Source organism: Couchioplanes caeruleus (assembly GCF_023499255.1).
GTDB classification, from domain to species: Bacteria; Actinomycetota; Actinomycetes; order Mycobacteriales; family Micromonosporaceae; genus Actinoplanes; species Actinoplanes caeruleus_A.
In genome coordinates, this window is record NZ_CP092183.1 from 4,685,933 (window position 1) to 4,700,397 (window position 14,465).

Consider the following 14,465-nt stretch of genomic DNA (forward strand, 5'->3'; position numbering starts at 1 on the left):
GCGATAACACGACGTGTCGTCCGTGTTACGTGAAGCGACGCTAACCCAGCGCCCGGGACAAAGGAAACCCTTGATATTGAGAAACTTCTCCGTGTGCCGAAGAAACTTTCCCCACCGCCGTACGAAAGTCCGGCTCAGCCCTTCTTCTTGCCGCCCGGCTTCTTCGGCTTCCTGGGCCCCTTCGGCTTCTTCGGCTTCTTGGCCGGTTCGTGGGCCTGCGGGGGCTTCGCCGGCTTCACCACCACGGCGGTCCGGATGATCCGCTCGGCCGGACGGACATCGCGCCGGGCCGGCTCGGGCACCGGCGAGGGGGCTGCCTTGGACGCGCAGGCGCTGCGCACGGCGCACCTCGGCGCGACGGGGACCGCGGCGGACGTGGCGGGCGCTGCCGCCTCCGCGCGTACCGGAGCGGGGCTCCCCGAGGGCCACATCGCCGAGGCGGCGGCCACCGCGGGCACCACGACGGCCGCGGCCAGCAGAGCGGCCCGGCGGCGACGCGTCAGCGGCGGGCGCACCGCGACCGTGGCCACGTCCTCCCCGCCGTCCCGGCCGGGCACCAGGGTCAGCGGCGCCGGCCCGGCGGCCGCCCCGAGCACACGTGCCGCCTCCGCGGCGTCCGGGCGGTCCTGCGGCCGCTTGGCCAGGCAGCGCCGGCTCAGGTCGGCGACCTCCGGCGGCAGCCCGGGAATCCGCGGCAGCGGGCCCGGCTCGGTGTACACGTGGGCGCGCACCATCTCCGTGACCGTGGCCGCCTCCCACGGCATCCGCCCGGCGAGAGCCCGGTGCAGCAGCAGGCCGAGGCCGTACACGTCGCTCGCGGGCCGCACCGGGCCGCCGTCGAGCCGTTCCGGGGCCAGGTACGCGGGCGTGCCCAGCACCTCACCGTCCATCTCGTCCATTGCGCCCGCGGCGGCCGAGATGCCGAAGTCCAGCAGCTTCACCCCGTCGGAGGTCACCATCACGTTGCCGGGCTTGACGTCGCGGTGCACCACCCCGCGCGCGTGGGCGGCGGCGAGCGCGGCGGCGACCTGGGCGCAGATCAGCACCGCCGTCCGCCACGGCAGGGTCTGGCGCGCCAGCACGGACGACAGGGTCTCGCCCTCGACCAGTTCCATCACGACGTACGGCTCCCCCGACAACTCTCCGTAGTCGTACACGCCGACGATGTTGGGGTGCCGCAGCCCGGCCGCGGCGCGCGCCTCCAGGCGGATCCGGCCGAGCTGGGCGGGGTCCGGCGCGGCGGCCGCCGACAGCACCTTGATGGCCACGTCACGGCCGAGCACCTCGTCGTGAGCACGCCAGACGACCGACATGCCGCCCACGCCGATCCGGTCGAGCAACTGGTAACGAACATCCACGGCGGCCCCCTTGCCCACCGGACCGTGATCGAAACCCGATCGGACGGGACATCGAAGCGTGACGACATGCGGTACCGTGCCGCTCACACGCCAGACGTTGCGTTCACGGGGGAACGGATGTACGAGCCGGTGCCGGAAGTCGACATACCGGGCCTGACCCGGGTGGGGAGCGCCGTCGAGGCCGCCTCGGTGACCTGGGGCAAGGCGTACAGCGCCCACGCCGGGCAGCTGCCGCCGGGCGACGCGCTGACCGGCTGGGCGACCGGGGCCGCGCTCGCCACCGCCACCGACGGCTGGGCAGGGTTCATGACGCGGCTCAAGGACGAACTGCACGTGTACGCCGCCGGCCTCACCCAGTCGGCCAGGGACTACCAGGCCGCGGACGACGCGGCGGCCGCCGGGGTGCACCGGGCGGGCGGCGGTCCGCGATGAGCCTCACCCTCAAGGTCCTCTGGGACACCAGCCCCGAGGCGATCGCCACGAGGGCCGCGGCGTGGACCGACATGGCGAAGGACATCGACGACGCCGCCGAGGAGGTCATCCGCGGCAGCCGCGACGTCGAGGACGTGTGGCCGTCCGGGGCCGCCGCCGAGGCCGCCTGGAAACGCGCCGCCGAGCTGCGGGCCGAGGTGAGCAACGCGTACAACCCGTGCCGGCGGATCGGGCAGGCGCTGCGCGAGCACGCCGACACCGTCCGGTCCCTGCAGGAGCAGCTGCGCGAGATCACCACCTCGGCGTCGCAGGCCGGCTTCGACGTGGACATCGCCGCCGGCACGGTGACCGCCCCGCAGCGCATGTACGACGAGACCACCGCCCCGCACACCGTCGCGCAGCAGGTCAGCGCGTACGTCGGGCAGCTGCAGGGGGTGCTCGACCGGGCCGCGGAGTCCGACGACCGCTGCACGGGCGTCATCGGCGTGAACCTGCCCGACCCGCGCAGCGGCTTCGGCTCGCTGAGCCTGCGCCCGGTGAGCAAGCAGGACCTCGAGTCGCAGAAGGGCCGCCCGCCCAAGGACGTGCGCGCCTGGTGGGACTCGCTCACCCCGGAGCAGCAGGAACAGGCCATCCAGGACCATCCCGAGCTGGTCGGGTGGCTCGACGGCGTGCCGGCCTCCGACCGTGACGTGGCCAACCGCATCACGCTGGACCGCAACCTCGCCGACCTGAACTCGCAGCACACCTCGGTGACCTCGCGCGAGGACTATCTGAAGGCGATGGCCCAGCAGGGCCGGCTCGGCGAGGTGTACCCGGAGTCCATGAACCCGGTCGGCAGCTACCTGACCGAGATGGACCAGCTCGAGAAGCAGCGCGAGGACCTCGACAACCGGCTCAAGGGCCCGACCGCGATCCACAACCGGCTCGGCGACACCGGCAAGCCACCCGCGCTGCTGATGGGCTTCGACCCGGCCGGCGACGGCAAGGCGATCGTGTCCATCGGCGACCCCGACACCGCCGACAACGTGGTGACGTACGTGCCCGGCACCACCGCCGACCTGCCCGGCTTCCAGACCGACCTGAACCGGGCCGACGTCATGCGCGCCGACGCGGACGTCTACGGCACCGGCGGGAGCACCGCGTCCATCGTCTGGCTGGGCTACGACGCGCCGGACGAGATCCCGAACGCGGTGTCCAAGGACTACGCCCAGGACGGCGCCCCGGCCCTGCGTTCGTTCCAGGACGGACTGCGCGCCACCCACGACGGCGACCCGTCGCACAACACCGTCATCGGGCACAGCTACGGCAGCACGACGGTCGGGTACGCGGCCAAGGACGGCCACCTCGCCGCCGACGACCTCATCTTCGTCGGCAGCCCCGGCGTCGGCGTGGACTCCGCCACCGAGCTGCACTTCGACGGCGGGGCCCAGGACGTCTACGCCAGCACCGCCAAGAACGACGTCATCGCGGGGGCCGGGCTCGACGACAACATGGTGCATGGGGAGAACCCCGACAACCCCGGCTTCGGCGGCCGGCAGTTCACCAGCGCCGACGGGTCCTTCTGGCATCCCATCGACACCCACTCGCAATACTGGGACCAGGGAAACCCGTCCCGGAAGAACATCGCACTGGTCGTCACCGGCCAGGGAGACAAGGTCAGCTGATGTCGTCCCTACGGCGTACCGCCCTCGCCCTCCTCGCCGCCGGCGCCCTGCTCGCCGGCTGCGACAGCACCCAGGAGCCCACCGTGACGAAAGAGGAAGCCGTCCAGCGGGTGGCCGCGCGCGCCCAGGAGGCGCTGCAGCAGCTGCCGCCCGGGGCGACGCTCAAGCAGACCCTGCACACGCCCGACCTGGCCTGCGACGACCAGAACCGCGACGGCGCGGTGTTCGTGGAGACCACCTACCAGGTGATCTACCCGCAGGGCTGGCCGGTCGACCAGACCATGGCGACGATCAGCGCGTACTGGGACAGCCACGGCTACAAGGCCGTGCGCGACGACCGCGACGACACCACGCATCCGGAGCTCGTGGTCGAGAAGGAGGACGACGGGTTCCGCATCGGCTACGTGATCAGCCATCGCGCCAACGGGACCGAGGACGTCTACCTGCGCAGCAGCTCGCCCTGTTTCCAGCCCTGATCGTCGCGGGGCCACGCAGCCCTTAGGGTAGGCGCATGGCACACGAGGACGCCTCATGGCACGGTCTCGTCAGGGAGATCCTGGACCGCTCGCACCTGTGGCGGCCGGAGGACCTTGCCGGCGTCGTCGACGGCGCGGCCGGCCGCCTCGGCCTGCGGACCACGATCTACGTGATCGACCACGAGCAGCGCTTCCTGCGCCCGCTCGGCGTACCCGGCCGTGATCTGCCGGAGCCGCTGGCGGTCGACGGCACCGAGGGCGGAGCGGCGTTCATCGGCGTGGAGTCCGTCCCGGCGGGCGACCGGTTGTGGTCGCCGATGGTGAACGGCACGGACCGCCTCGGCGTCGTCGAATACCGGCTGCCGGCCGGCGCGGCGGAACCCGACCGGCATCTGGTGCGGGAGTGCGAGCTCGTGGCCGGGCTCGTCGGGCATCTGATCACCACGACGCAGCCCCGCGGCGACCTGCTGCGCCTGGCCCAGCGCTCGCGGCCGATGACGCCGGGCGCCGAGCTGCTCTGGGAGCTGCTGCCCCCGCTGACGGTCAGCGTCGGCGACTTCGCCGTGGCGGCCGTCCTCGAACCGGCGTACGACGTGGGCGGGGACGCGTTCGACTACGTGGCCGACGACCGGCGCCCGCAGTTCGTCGTGCTGGACGCCGCCGGCCGCCGGTTGCGGGCCGGCCTGGCCGCGGCGGTGGTGCTGTCCAGCATCCGGGCCGCCCGCCGCGCCGGTGGCGACCTGCTCGAGCAGGCCCGCGCCGCCGACGCCGAGCTGCTGCAGCAGTTCCCCGACGCACGTTTCGCCACGGCCGTGCTGGCCGAACTCGACCTCGACAAGGGCGTGCTGCGCTACGTCAACGCCGGTCATCCGCCGCCGCTGGTGATGCGCGACGGCAAGGTCGTCGAGACGCTCACTGAGGGCCGCCGCATGCCGCTGGGCATCCCCGACCCGCAGGCCGCGTACGGCGAGGTGACGCTGCACCCCGGCGACCGGCTGGTGCTCTACACCGACGGCGTCACCGAGGCCCGCGACGCCGCGGGCGAGCAGTTCGGCGTCCGGCGCCTCGCCGACCTGGTCGAACACCACTGTGCGGACGACGCGCCGCTGTCGGAAAGCCTGCGCCGGCTGTCCCACGCCGTCCTCGATCACCAGGACGGGCCCCCGGCGGACGACCTGACGCTGGTGCTGGTGGAGTGGTCGGCGGGCGCGGCGCTGCGGACCGTGCCGCCGACCTCACGAGAGAGCGCAACGGCCGGATGAGCACGGAGATCCTCAGCGTCACCACCCGCGACACGGCCGAGGGCGCCCGGGTCGTGGCGGCGGCCGGCGACCTGGACCACGACAGCGTCCCGATGCTGCGCGACGCCGTCGAGGCGGCGTGGACCGACGGGCGCGACCACGTCGTGGTCGACCTGGCGCTGGTCACCTTCTGCGACTCCGCCGGGCTCAGCCTCTTCGTCGAGGCGCACCGCCGCGCGCAGGCCCGCCACGGCTCGTTCCGGCTGGCCGCGCCCGGCCGGACGGTGCGCTACGTGCTGGAGGCCACCAACCTGGGCCGCTACCTGAGCATCCACCCCAGCCTCGACGAGGCGCTGCGAGGCTAGACATCATCGACGGAAGGCCGAGACCAGGCCGGTGAGCCGGGTCGACATCCGGGCCAGCTCGACCGTGGCCTGCTGGGTCTCCTCGACGCCCCGGCTGGTACGTCCCGCCGCATCGGCGACGCCGGTGATGCTCTTGGCGATGTCGCCGGTGCCGGTGGCCGCCTCGGAGACGCTGCGGTTCATCTCGGCGGTCGTCGCGGTCTGCTCCTCCACCGCCGAGGCGATGGTGGTCTGGAAGTCGTTGATCCGCGCGATGACCTTCGAGATCTCGTCGATGGCGGTGACCGCGCCGGTGGTGTCGGCCTGGATCGCCTCGATGCGCCGGGAGATGTCCTCGGTGGCCTTCGCCGTCTCCTGAGCCAGGTCCTTGACCTCGCTGGCGACCACGGCGAAGCCCTTGCCCATCTCCCCGGCCCGGGCCGCCTCGATGGTGGCGTTCAGCGCGAGCAGGTTGGTCTGCTCGGCGATCGACGTGATCACCTTGACGACGTTGCCGATCTCGGCGGAGGACTCCCCCAGCTTGTTCATCGTGGCCGAGGTGGTCGACGCCAGCGTGACCGCCTCCGCCGCGACCTGGGCCGCCTCGGTGGCGTTCTGGGAGATCTCCCGGATGGAGGCGCCCATCTCCTCCGCGCCGGCCGACACGGTGTCGACGCTGCGCGAGATCTCCTCGGCCGCGGCGGAGACCGTCTGCGACTCCGTCGACGCGTTCTGCGCGGACTCGGCGATCTGCGCGGCCGTCGCACTCATCTGCTCCGAGGCGCCGGCCAGCGAGGACGCCGACTCGTCGATGGTGCCCACGGTCCGGCGCAGGGAGGCGACCGCCGCGTCGAGCGCCCGGCCCATCTGCCCGGTCTCGTCGCGCGACGTCAGGCCGCTGGAGCGGGTGAGGTCGTTGGCCGCCAGCGCGTCGCAGACCGCCTTGACCCGGCCGAGCGACCTGACGATGCGGCGCGCCACCAGCAGCCCGAGCAGCAGGGCGAGGATCAGGCCGACGACCAGCAGGATCAGCGACAGCATCCGGCTGAAGCCGTACGTGTCCTTCGCCGCGTCCGAGTTCCTGACCGCGTCGGCCGTCTCCGCGGCGTCCAGCTCGGTGAGGTCCTTGTCCATCTCGGCGAGCAACGGCTCCGCCTCGGTGTCGCGGACCGACGACCACTGCGAAAGGTGGTTGCCGTCGCCCAGGGTGAGCAGCTTGGTGCGGGCGAGGTCGGCGTACGACTGCCAGGTGGTCTGCAGGTCGCCGATGGTCTGCGGGCTGCCGGCCGGGTCGCTGCCCCGGTACGCGGTCATGGCGTCGCCGAAGGCTGCCAGGTCGGCCGTGAACCGGTCGGTGAACCTCTTCGCGACGGCGTCGTCCGGCGACAGCGCCTGGTTCGCGGCGTCGAGCTGGGCCTGGGCGGCGGACGACTCCAGGTGCCCGACCGCCTTGATGCTCGCCACGTTGCTGCGCGCGATGAGGTTCGCGGCGTCGCTGGTCTTCTGCAGCCCGATCAGGCCGGTGACGCCCACGATCACCGCCACGAGCGCGGCCGTGGCCACCGCGCCGAGCACCTTCAGGTTGACGCTGAGGTCGTCCAGCGACCATCGTCTGCCTGCAGCCATCGTGTCCCCCGGATGGACGGCCCGGCGGCGCCGGGTTCTCCCGCCATCATCGGCACTGACGGCGGCCCACCGCGCGGGATTCGCCGAAGAGCCGGCCGGCTCAGGCGGGAGCGGAGGCGCCGGGCGCGTACACCATGACGCCCAGCGAGCCGGTGTCGAGCCGGCCGTCGGCCTGCAGCCGGAAGCGCCAGCGGTCCTCGCTGGTCGCGCCGAGCACGACCACCGCCCAGGCGGCGTCGCCGCGGGCCGCCAGCTCGCCGATGCGGGGCAGGTCGTGCGCCGGCGGGGCGGAGCCGAGCAGCAGGACCCCGGCACCCGGGGGCTGGGCCTCCGCGGCGGCGATCGCCTCGTCGACGGTCTGCGCCGAGGTCACCTGCACCCCGGGGGCGACGTGGTGGCTGAGGCCGCCCGCGACCACCCGTACCCCGGGAGACCAGGGGCTGGTGGTCAGCTCGGTCGCCCACGCCGCGGCGAGCGCGGCGGTGGCGCCCGGATCGCCCTGCAGCGCGATGACCCCGGGTGCCTGACCCAGGTCGAGCAGCTCGCGGGTGCCGTACAGGGAGCCGAGCGTGACCAGGCGGGGGCACAGCGCCGCGGCGGCCGGGTCGACCGGCAGCACCTGCAGGTCGCGCAGCGCGGCCACCCACAGCCGGCCGCCGTCCTGCGCCGTCCACGGCGCCGGGGCCGGCTCGTGCGGCACGACCAGGCGCAGCTTGAGCCACGCCTCGTCGACCGAGACGCCGTAGATCGCCGGGACGCCCGCGCCCGCCGCCGTCGTGAGCACCCGCAGCGCCCGGTCGACGGTCCAGGAGGCGGCGGTGTCGAACAGGTGGGCGGGCGGCCCGGTGCGCTGCCGCGGGATGCCCAGGGCGGCCGCCGCGGCCGGGGCGCTGCGGCGACGACGCAGGAGCAGCAGGAGCAGGGCCGCGCCGGCGAGCGCGAGCAGGACCCCGAGGATCAGCACCACGGGCAGCCACGAGAACGCGGTGTCCGCCGCGGCGGCCACCGGGGAGCTGCTGCTCGTGGCGGAGGGCGCCGGCGGGGACGGGCTGGCTGTCGGCAGCGCGGAGAACTCCACGCCGGGGCCCTGCGCGTCGGGCGGCAGCCGCAGGATCCACCCGGGCTCGATCTCGTCGGGCACGGTGAGCCGCTTGCCGTCGGGCTGCAGCCGGCCCTTGTTCAGCGCGAAGATCTCACTGTTGCGGTCGCCGTCGCCGAGGAACCGCTCGGCGATCTCGTACAGGAACTCGTCCTGGCCGTTGAAGCTGGGCCGCACCCTGTACCACTTCACCGGGTCCGTGGGCTCGGCGAGGACGGCGTACGCGGCCACCGGCGCCGCGGCGACCGGGCCCGGTGCGTGCGGCGCCGCGCCGGCGAGGGCGGCGAGCAGCGCCATGAGAACGATTCGCGCGCGCATGGACGGGACCTTACCGCCGTCGATCTCCAGCCGTCGGCGCGAGGTCATCCGGCGTTCAGGGGGTGGACGCGGAGGGCTCCTAGCCTTCGGGCGTCATGGACACCACCCCCGAGGTCAGCGTGGTCATCCCGACCCGCAACCGTCCCGAGCTCCTGGCCCGCGCGGTCCGTGGCGTGCTGGCACAGACCGTCACCGCGCTCGAGGTCGTCGTCGTGGCGGACGGCCCCGACGAGGCGACACCCAAGGCCCTGGCGGAGATCGGCGATCCCCGGGTGCGCCTGATCGCCCTGCCGGTCCGGGCCGGCGCGCCGAACGCCCGCAACGCCGGCATCCGCGAGGCCCGCGCGCCGTGGACCGCGCTGCTCGACGACGACGACGAGTGGCTGCCGCGGAAGCTGGCCGTGCAACTGGAGCTGGCCCGCTCGGCGGACTGCGCCCGACCCGTGGTCTCCAGCCGGCTGCTGAACCGTACGCCCCGGGCGGAGTACGTGATGCCGCGGCGGCTGCCCGCCGAGGGTGAGCACCTGAGCGAGTACTTCACCGTGCGGCGGGGCCTGTTCCACGGCGACGGCTTCATCCAGACGTCGACGATCCTGGCGCCCACGGAGCTGCTGCGCGCGGTGCCGTTCACCGTGGGCCTGCGCCGGCAGCAGGAACTGGACTGGGCGCTGCGCGCGATCCGCGCCGAGGGCACCGGGCTGATCGTGGCCGCCGAGCCGCTGGTGGTGTGGCACCAGGACGAGGACCGGGACCGGATCAGCCACGCGATGCCCTGGGAGTCGCAGCTGGCGTGGTTGCGGCGCAGCCGGGAGCTGTTCACGCCGCGGGCGTACGCGGCCTTCACGATGAGCGTGCTCAGCTCGATGGCCGCCCCGACGCGCAGCGCCACGGTCTTCCGCGAGCTGCTGCGCGAGGCCCGTACGCACGGCCGCCCCGCACCCGTCGACTACCTGACGCACCTGCAGATCTGGGCGATCCCGCCGCACCTGCGGCACGTGCTGCGCGACCGGGTGCTGGGGCGCCGGTGAGCCGCGTCGTCGTCTGGCGCAGCGCGCTGCTGTCCGGCTCGGAGACGTTCGTCCGCGCCCAGGCCCGCGCGCTGACCCGCTGGGACGCCCGGTTCCTCGGCGCCGTCAGGGTGGACTCGCCGCTGGCCGAGGAGACCGACGTCATCGCGTTCCCGCCGGGGTTCCCCCGGCTGCGGCTGACCGGGCGTTCCCCGCGGCTGCGCCGGATCCTGGCCGGGCTGGGACCCGACCTGGTGCACGCCCACTTCGGCGGGGACGGCTGGCTGGTCAGCGCAGCGGCGGCGGAGCTGGGCGTGCCGCTGGTCGTCACCGTGCACGGCCACGACGTGACCCGCCAGCCGCTCGCCCGCGGCCTCAGGGGCATGCGCCACCGGCGCAACCTGCGCACGGTGTTCCGCCGGGCGGCGCTGATCCTCGCCGTGTCCGAGCCCATCCGGGACGCCGCGATCGCCCGGGGCGCCGACCCCGCGAAGGTCCGCGTGCACCACACCGGCGTCGCGGTTCCCCCGGCGGCACCCGCGCGGCCGAAGGAGTGGGACGTCGTCTTCGTCGGCCGGTTCGTGCCGAAGAAGGGCCTCGACGACCTCGTGGCGGCGCTCGGCACGCTGGACGACCTGGCGCCGCGTGTCCTGCTGGCCGGCGACGGCCCGCTGCTGCCCGAGATCCGCTCCCAGGCGGCCGGCCTCGGCCTCGACGCCACGTTCCCCGGCGCGCTCGGCCACGCCGCCGCGGAACGGGCCATGGCGTCGGCGAAGGTGTTCGCGTCGCCGTCGCGGACCGCACCCGACGGTGACAGCGAAGGGCTGCCCACCACGATCCTGGAGGCCGCGGCCCGGGGCGTACCCGTGGTGTCGACCCGGCACAGCGGCATCCCGGAGGCCGTCGTTCACGGCGAGACCGGGCTGCTCGGCGCGGAGGGCGACCGGGTGGCCCTGGCGGCGCACCTGCGGCTGCTGCTGAGCGACGGCGAGCTGCGGGAACGCCTCGGGCGCCGGGCCCGCGAGCACGTGCGGGAACGGTTCGACCTGGCCGTGCAGACCCGGCGCCTCGAGGATCTCTACGACGCCGTCATCCGGGGCGGCGCAGCAGGCGGCGGGCCGCGCGTACCCCGCCCACAAACGCCTGCCCCGCCCGGGCCGGACCCGTACCGCTGAGCAGCTCGACCGTCCGCCGGGCCAGGCGCAGGTCGGCCTCGCGGGCGGTCAGTTCCTTTTCCAGGAAGGCGGCCTGCGCGCGGGCCTCGGCCAGCTCGCGGGTGAGCCGGTCACGGTCGGCGCGCAGCTCGGCGAAGGGCAGCGCGCGCCGCGAGGGCTCGTCGACGATCGCCAGGTCGCGGCCCGCCATGGCCGCCAGGGTCGCGGCGAGGTCGGCGGCCCCGGTGACACCCGGCCACGGATGGCCGCAGCGCTGCAGCCGGTCGGCCAGGTCGCGCAGGGCCGCCGCGACGTCGCCCGGCGGCGCCAAGGGGGTCAGGGTGCCGTCCGGGGCGCTGAGCACCCGGCCGGCCGGGACCCCGGCCGCCGGGCCGTCGAGCCACGCCCGGAGCAGGTCGCGCACGGCGGGCAGGTCACACCGGGCGGCGGCGCCGGCGATGCGACCGAGCAGGGTACGGGTGCCCGGGGCGCCCGCCGGTGCCGTGGCCGGAACCCTCAGGGCGTCCGCGGTGCGGGCGGCGACCACGACCCACGCGGGCGCCAGCACGTGGCCCTGCCGGAGGCTCGCCAGCGCCGGCGGCACCGGATCGGTGAGCGTCTCGGCGTCGTCGTCGAACGCGCCCGCCACCGCGGCTTCCGCGGCCCCGTCGTCGCGCGTGGTCTCCAGCACGACCCGCGGGCGTACCGGATCGGGGTAGAGGGCGTACACCCGCGACACCCCTCCCCGGGCGAGCGGACCCGGTCCCGCCGGCCGGGTGTCGTCCCAGGCCGGGGTCCAGTCGGAGTCGGACGGCGGCCGGGGCGGCGCGACGAGCCGGTGCACGCCCAGCGGGTTCTCCAGCGCCAGCATCAGCAGCCCGTCCGGCTTCAGCACGCCGCGCAGCACGCCGAGCGTCTGCGCCCAGCTCAGCTCGTCGTGCTCGGCCGTACCGAGGCGTTCCAGCCCGTCGAGGGCGATGACGGTGTCGAACGGCTCCTCCGCGGCCAGCTCGGCGACGCTGCCGCAGAGCACCTCGAGGCCCGGCACGGCGGCGAGGCGTTCCGCGTCGGGGACGCCGCGCACCAGCACCGTGGCGCCGGTCAGCCCGGTCAGCAGCGCCGGATCGTGCGGGCCGGCGACGAGCGTACGGCCGCGGGCGGCGGACAGAAACGGCGCGAGGGCCTCGCCGCGCACCGGCCCGGGCCCGTGGGTGCCGTCGAGGTCCGACCAGACAAGCATCTCCCCGCCGATCAGCCGGTACGTCACCACTGCCTCCGGTTCCAGCGCAGCACGTGGCGCAGCTCGGCCGCCGGTGCGAGCCGGTCCGCGCCCAGTTCCTCGACGGCGGCCGCGTACGCGACCCCGGTGTCCACCTGGTCGCCGTGCAGCTCGGCCCACTGGCGGCGGATCCGGGCCTGCCCGCCGTGCCTCGGGTCCTCGTTGCTCAGCGTCATCGGGTCGCCGTACACGGCGGGTTCGCAGCCGGCCAGGATGCCGTACCAGACGGCGCTGCTGAGCCGGTTGGCGGCCACCCGGCGGTGCCGGCGCAGCTCGCTCAGCTGCCGGTCGAGGAACCCGGGGTCGCCGGCCCGGCGCGCGTCGCCGCGGTAGCCGTGACACACCACGCGAAAGCCCGCACGCTCGTAGCGGCGGCGTACGGCGGGCATCCGGAATTCCTGCCAGTAGAGGCAGACGGTGACCGGTCCGGGCTCGGTGGCGCGGATCTGCGCGATGAGCCGGGCGTGGTCGCCGGTCACGTGCTGGCCCTCCCAGCCGTGGAACGGGTACCAGATCGTGCCCTCGCGCGCGGCCGCGGTCCCCGGGGGCTCCGGGCACAGCCGCAGCAGGTACGCCCACGGCGCCCCGACCACGTACGTGCCGCGCCGCCCCAGCGACCAGGCACGGCGCCGGGTGCGCTCGGACCAGAGGAACAGCGGCACGCCGGGGACGTACTCGTGGTCGCCGGCCATCCCGTCGCCGATGTTCCATCCGTGCTGCAGGTGGCCGTACATGCGGGGAGGCGGATCGGCGGCGACGCCGCAGTAGCGCGCCAGGACGTGGGAGTGGCCGTAGTAGTCGTTGGCCCGGTGCACCGGAGGATTCTCGCCCGGCCCGGAACCCGCCCGCCACGGGCTGCGCCGACTGTTCGGCAGAGTGTCGCCTGCCCGTCGCCTGGCCTCGCCTCCCGGCCGTGGCGGGTGACACACCCGGGCCCGCGCGGCGCCGGGCGGGCGGGGATGTGACACTCACCGGGATGCCCGGACACCACACGGCCCTGCCCTGGCGCGAGGCGGTCGCCGTCGCCGCCCGCGTGGCCACACCGCTGCCCGCCGAGGACGTACCGCTCGCCGAGGCGCCGGGGCGCGTCCTGGCCGTGCCGGTCGCGGCCCGCGCCGACCTGCCCGGCACCGACACCGCCGCCATGGACGGGTACGCGGTCGCCGGCCCGGGACCGTGGACGGTGACCGCCCGGGTGCTCGCCGGTGGCGCACCGTGGCCCGGCCGGCTGGGCCCGGGACAGGCGGTCGAGATCATGACGGGCGCCCCGGTGCCGGCCGGCGCGGTCGCCGTGGTGCCGTACGAGCACACCACCGTCACGCCCGGCGGCGCGGTCTCCGGGCCGATCGGTCAGCGGGCCCACATCCGCCGCGCCGGGGAGGACGCCCGGGCCGGGGACGAGATGCTGCCCGCCGGCCGCCTCGTGACCGCCGCGGTCGCGGGGCTGCTCGCCCAGGCCGGAGCCGACGTCGTCCGGGTACGGGGCCGCCCCCGCGTCCGCCTGCTGGTGACCGGCGACGAGGTGATCGCCGCGGGCGTTCCGGCGCCCGGGCAGGTCCGCGACGTGTTCGGCCCGATGGCGCCCGCCCTGGTCACGGCCGCGGGCGGCGTCCTGCACGACCGGCGGCTGCTGCGCGACGACCCGGGCGTGCTCACCGACGCCCTGCTGGCCCCGGACGCCGAGGTGGTCGCCGTCAGCGGGTCCTCGTCGGCGGGCCGTGCCGACCACCTGCGGACCGTCCTCGACAAGATCGGCGGGCGCCCGCTGGTGGACCAGGTCGCGTGCCGCCCGGGGCACCCGCAGCTGCTGGCGTCGCTGCCGGGCGGGCGCTGGCTCGTCGGGCTGCCGGGCAACCCGTTCGCCGGCCTGGTCGCCGGCATGACGCTGCTGCGGCCGCTGCTGCGCGGCCTCACCGGCCTGGCCCCGGCCCGCCCGTGGCGGCTCGCCGTCCACGGCGACGTGCGGCCCGCGCCGGGCATCACCCGCCTGGTGCCCGTGACGCTCGACGGCGACCGCGCGGTGGTGGTGCCGGGGGCACGGCCCGCGAGCCTGTCCGGCGCGGGCCTGGCCGACGCGCTGGCCGTGCTGGAGGAGAGCTGGGCGCCGGGCGACCCGGCCGACGTCCTCCCCTGGTGAAGCCGCTCAGGCCGGGACGGCGAGGCGGAAGCCCACGCCGCGGCGGTTCTCGATCCACGCCGGGTCGCCGAGTTTGCGGCGCAGGCTCGCCACGTGGAAGTCGAGGGTCTTGCTCGGCCCCTCGAACTCCGGGCCCCACACCTCGTCGAGGATGCGGCGCCGGGTCACCACCGCGCCGGGTTTCTCGGCGAGGAGCAGGAGCAGGCCGTGCTCCTTGGGGCTGAGCGGGACCGGGATGCCGTGCACCCGCACCTGCCGGTCCCGCGGGTCGATCGTCATCGGGCCGTACCCGGGTACCGGACCGCCCGTCACCAGCTGCACGCTCAT

At 75.0% G+C, this 14,465-nt stretch carries 14 protein-coding genes; 8 read left to right on the forward strand and 6 right to left on the reverse strand.

Translation table 11 applies throughout. The annotated features are described in order from the left end of the window. Positions 1-134: 134 nt before the first annotated feature. The gene (locus COUCH_RS21720; protein ID WP_249607012.1) at positions 135-1,358 is read right to left on the reverse strand and encodes a serine/threonine-protein kinase; all 1,224 of its coding nucleotides are present in this window, start codon (positions 1,356-1,358) and stop codon (positions 135-137) included. A gap of 117 nt (positions 1,359-1,475) precedes the next feature. Here COUCH_RS21720 and COUCH_RS21725 point away from each other — a divergent pair, with 117 nt between their 5' ends. Genes COUCH_RS21725 through COUCH_RS21745 form a run of 5 tightly spaced genes read left to right on the forward strand, consistent with a single transcriptional unit; the run spans position 1,476 to position 5,539 of the window. Next, a complete protein-coding gene (locus COUCH_RS21725) occupies positions 1,476-1,790 on the forward strand; it encodes a hypothetical protein (protein ID WP_249607013.1) in 315 nt (104 codons plus the stop codon). After that, on the forward strand, positions 1,787-3,457 hold the full coding sequence (locus COUCH_RS21730) for an alpha/beta hydrolase (RefSeq protein ID WP_249607014.1): 1,671 nt from the start codon (positions 1,787-1,789) through the stop codon (positions 3,455-3,457). Before COUCH_RS21725 ends, COUCH_RS21730 begins: the two co-directional genes overlap by 4 nt. Beyond that, positions 3,457-3,933 (forward strand): hypothetical protein, encoded by a 477-nt coding sequence (locus tag COUCH_RS21735; protein WP_249607015.1) that lies wholly within the window; start codon positions 3,457-3,459, stop codon positions 3,931-3,933. The genes COUCH_RS21730 and COUCH_RS21735 overlap by 1 nt, the downstream gene beginning before the upstream one ends. A gap of 35 nt (positions 3,934-3,968) precedes the next feature. Continuing rightward, a complete protein-coding gene (locus COUCH_RS21740) occupies positions 3,969-5,195 on the forward strand; it encodes a PP2C family protein-serine/threonine phosphatase (protein WP_249607016.1) in 1,227 nt (408 codons plus the stop codon). Next, positions 5,192-5,539 carry an STAS domain-containing protein gene (locus COUCH_RS21745; protein WP_249607017.1) on the forward strand — a complete coding sequence of 116 codons (348 nt, stop codon included), beginning with the start codon at positions 5,192-5,194 and terminating at the stop codon, positions 5,537-5,539. The genes COUCH_RS21740 and COUCH_RS21745 overlap by 4 nt, the downstream gene beginning before the upstream one ends. Before the next feature lie 3 nt (positions 5,540-5,542). On the opposite strand, the gene COUCH_RS21750 is transcribed toward COUCH_RS21745, so the two are convergent. Continuing rightward, positions 5,543-7,144, reverse strand: a complete 1,602-nt coding sequence (locus tag COUCH_RS21750; protein ID WP_249607018.1) for a methyl-accepting chemotaxis protein — start codon at positions 7,142-7,144, stop codon at positions 5,543-5,545. Positions 7,145-7,244: 100 nt separating this feature from the next. Next, positions 7,245-8,561, reverse strand: coding sequence for a LysM peptidoglycan-binding domain-containing protein (locus tag COUCH_RS21755; RefSeq protein ID WP_249607019.1), 1,317 nt, complete (start codon positions 8,559-8,561; stop codon positions 7,245-7,247). A 95-nt stretch (positions 8,562-8,656) separates the two neighbouring features. On the opposite strand from COUCH_RS21755, the gene COUCH_RS21760 reads away from it, so the two are divergent. Then, positions 8,657-9,589 (forward strand): glycosyltransferase family 2 protein, encoded by a 933-nt coding sequence (locus COUCH_RS21760; protein ID WP_249607020.1) that lies wholly within the window; start codon positions 8,657-8,659, stop codon positions 9,587-9,589. Beyond that, positions 9,586-10,743, forward strand: a complete 1,158-nt coding sequence (locus COUCH_RS21765; RefSeq protein WP_249607021.1) for a glycosyltransferase — start codon at positions 9,586-9,588, stop codon at positions 10,741-10,743. Before COUCH_RS21760 ends, COUCH_RS21765 begins: the two co-directional genes overlap by 4 nt. On the opposite strand, the gene COUCH_RS21770 is transcribed toward COUCH_RS21765, so the two are convergent. Both COUCH_RS21770 and COUCH_RS21775 read right to left on the reverse strand, forming a co-directional pair. Continuing rightward, a complete protein-coding gene (locus COUCH_RS21770; RefSeq protein WP_249607022.1) occupies positions 10,658-11,989 on the reverse strand; it encodes a hypothetical protein in 1,332 nt (443 codons plus the stop codon). The two genes, COUCH_RS21765 and COUCH_RS21770, sit on opposite strands and share 86 nt — an antisense overlap. Continuing rightward, positions 11,986-12,816 carry a hypothetical protein gene (locus COUCH_RS21775; protein ID WP_249607023.1) on the reverse strand — a complete coding sequence of 277 codons (831 nt, stop codon included), beginning with the start codon at positions 12,814-12,816 and terminating at the stop codon, positions 11,986-11,988. Before COUCH_RS21775 ends, COUCH_RS21770 begins: the two co-directional genes overlap by 4 nt. A 161-nt stretch (positions 12,817-12,977) precedes the next feature. On the opposite strand from COUCH_RS21775, the gene COUCH_RS21780 reads away from it, so the two are divergent. Continuing rightward, the gene (locus COUCH_RS21780) at positions 12,978-14,138 is read left to right on the forward strand and encodes a molybdopterin molybdotransferase MoeA (protein WP_249607024.1); all 1,161 of its coding nucleotides are present in this window, start codon (positions 12,978-12,980) and stop codon (positions 14,136-14,138) included. Positions 14,139-14,144: 6 nt separating this feature from the next. On the opposite strand, the gene COUCH_RS21785 is transcribed toward COUCH_RS21780, so the two are convergent. Further along, positions 14,145-14,465, reverse strand: a complete 321-nt coding sequence (locus COUCH_RS21785) for a winged helix-turn-helix domain-containing protein (RefSeq protein ID WP_249607025.1) — start codon at positions 14,463-14,465, stop codon at positions 14,145-14,147.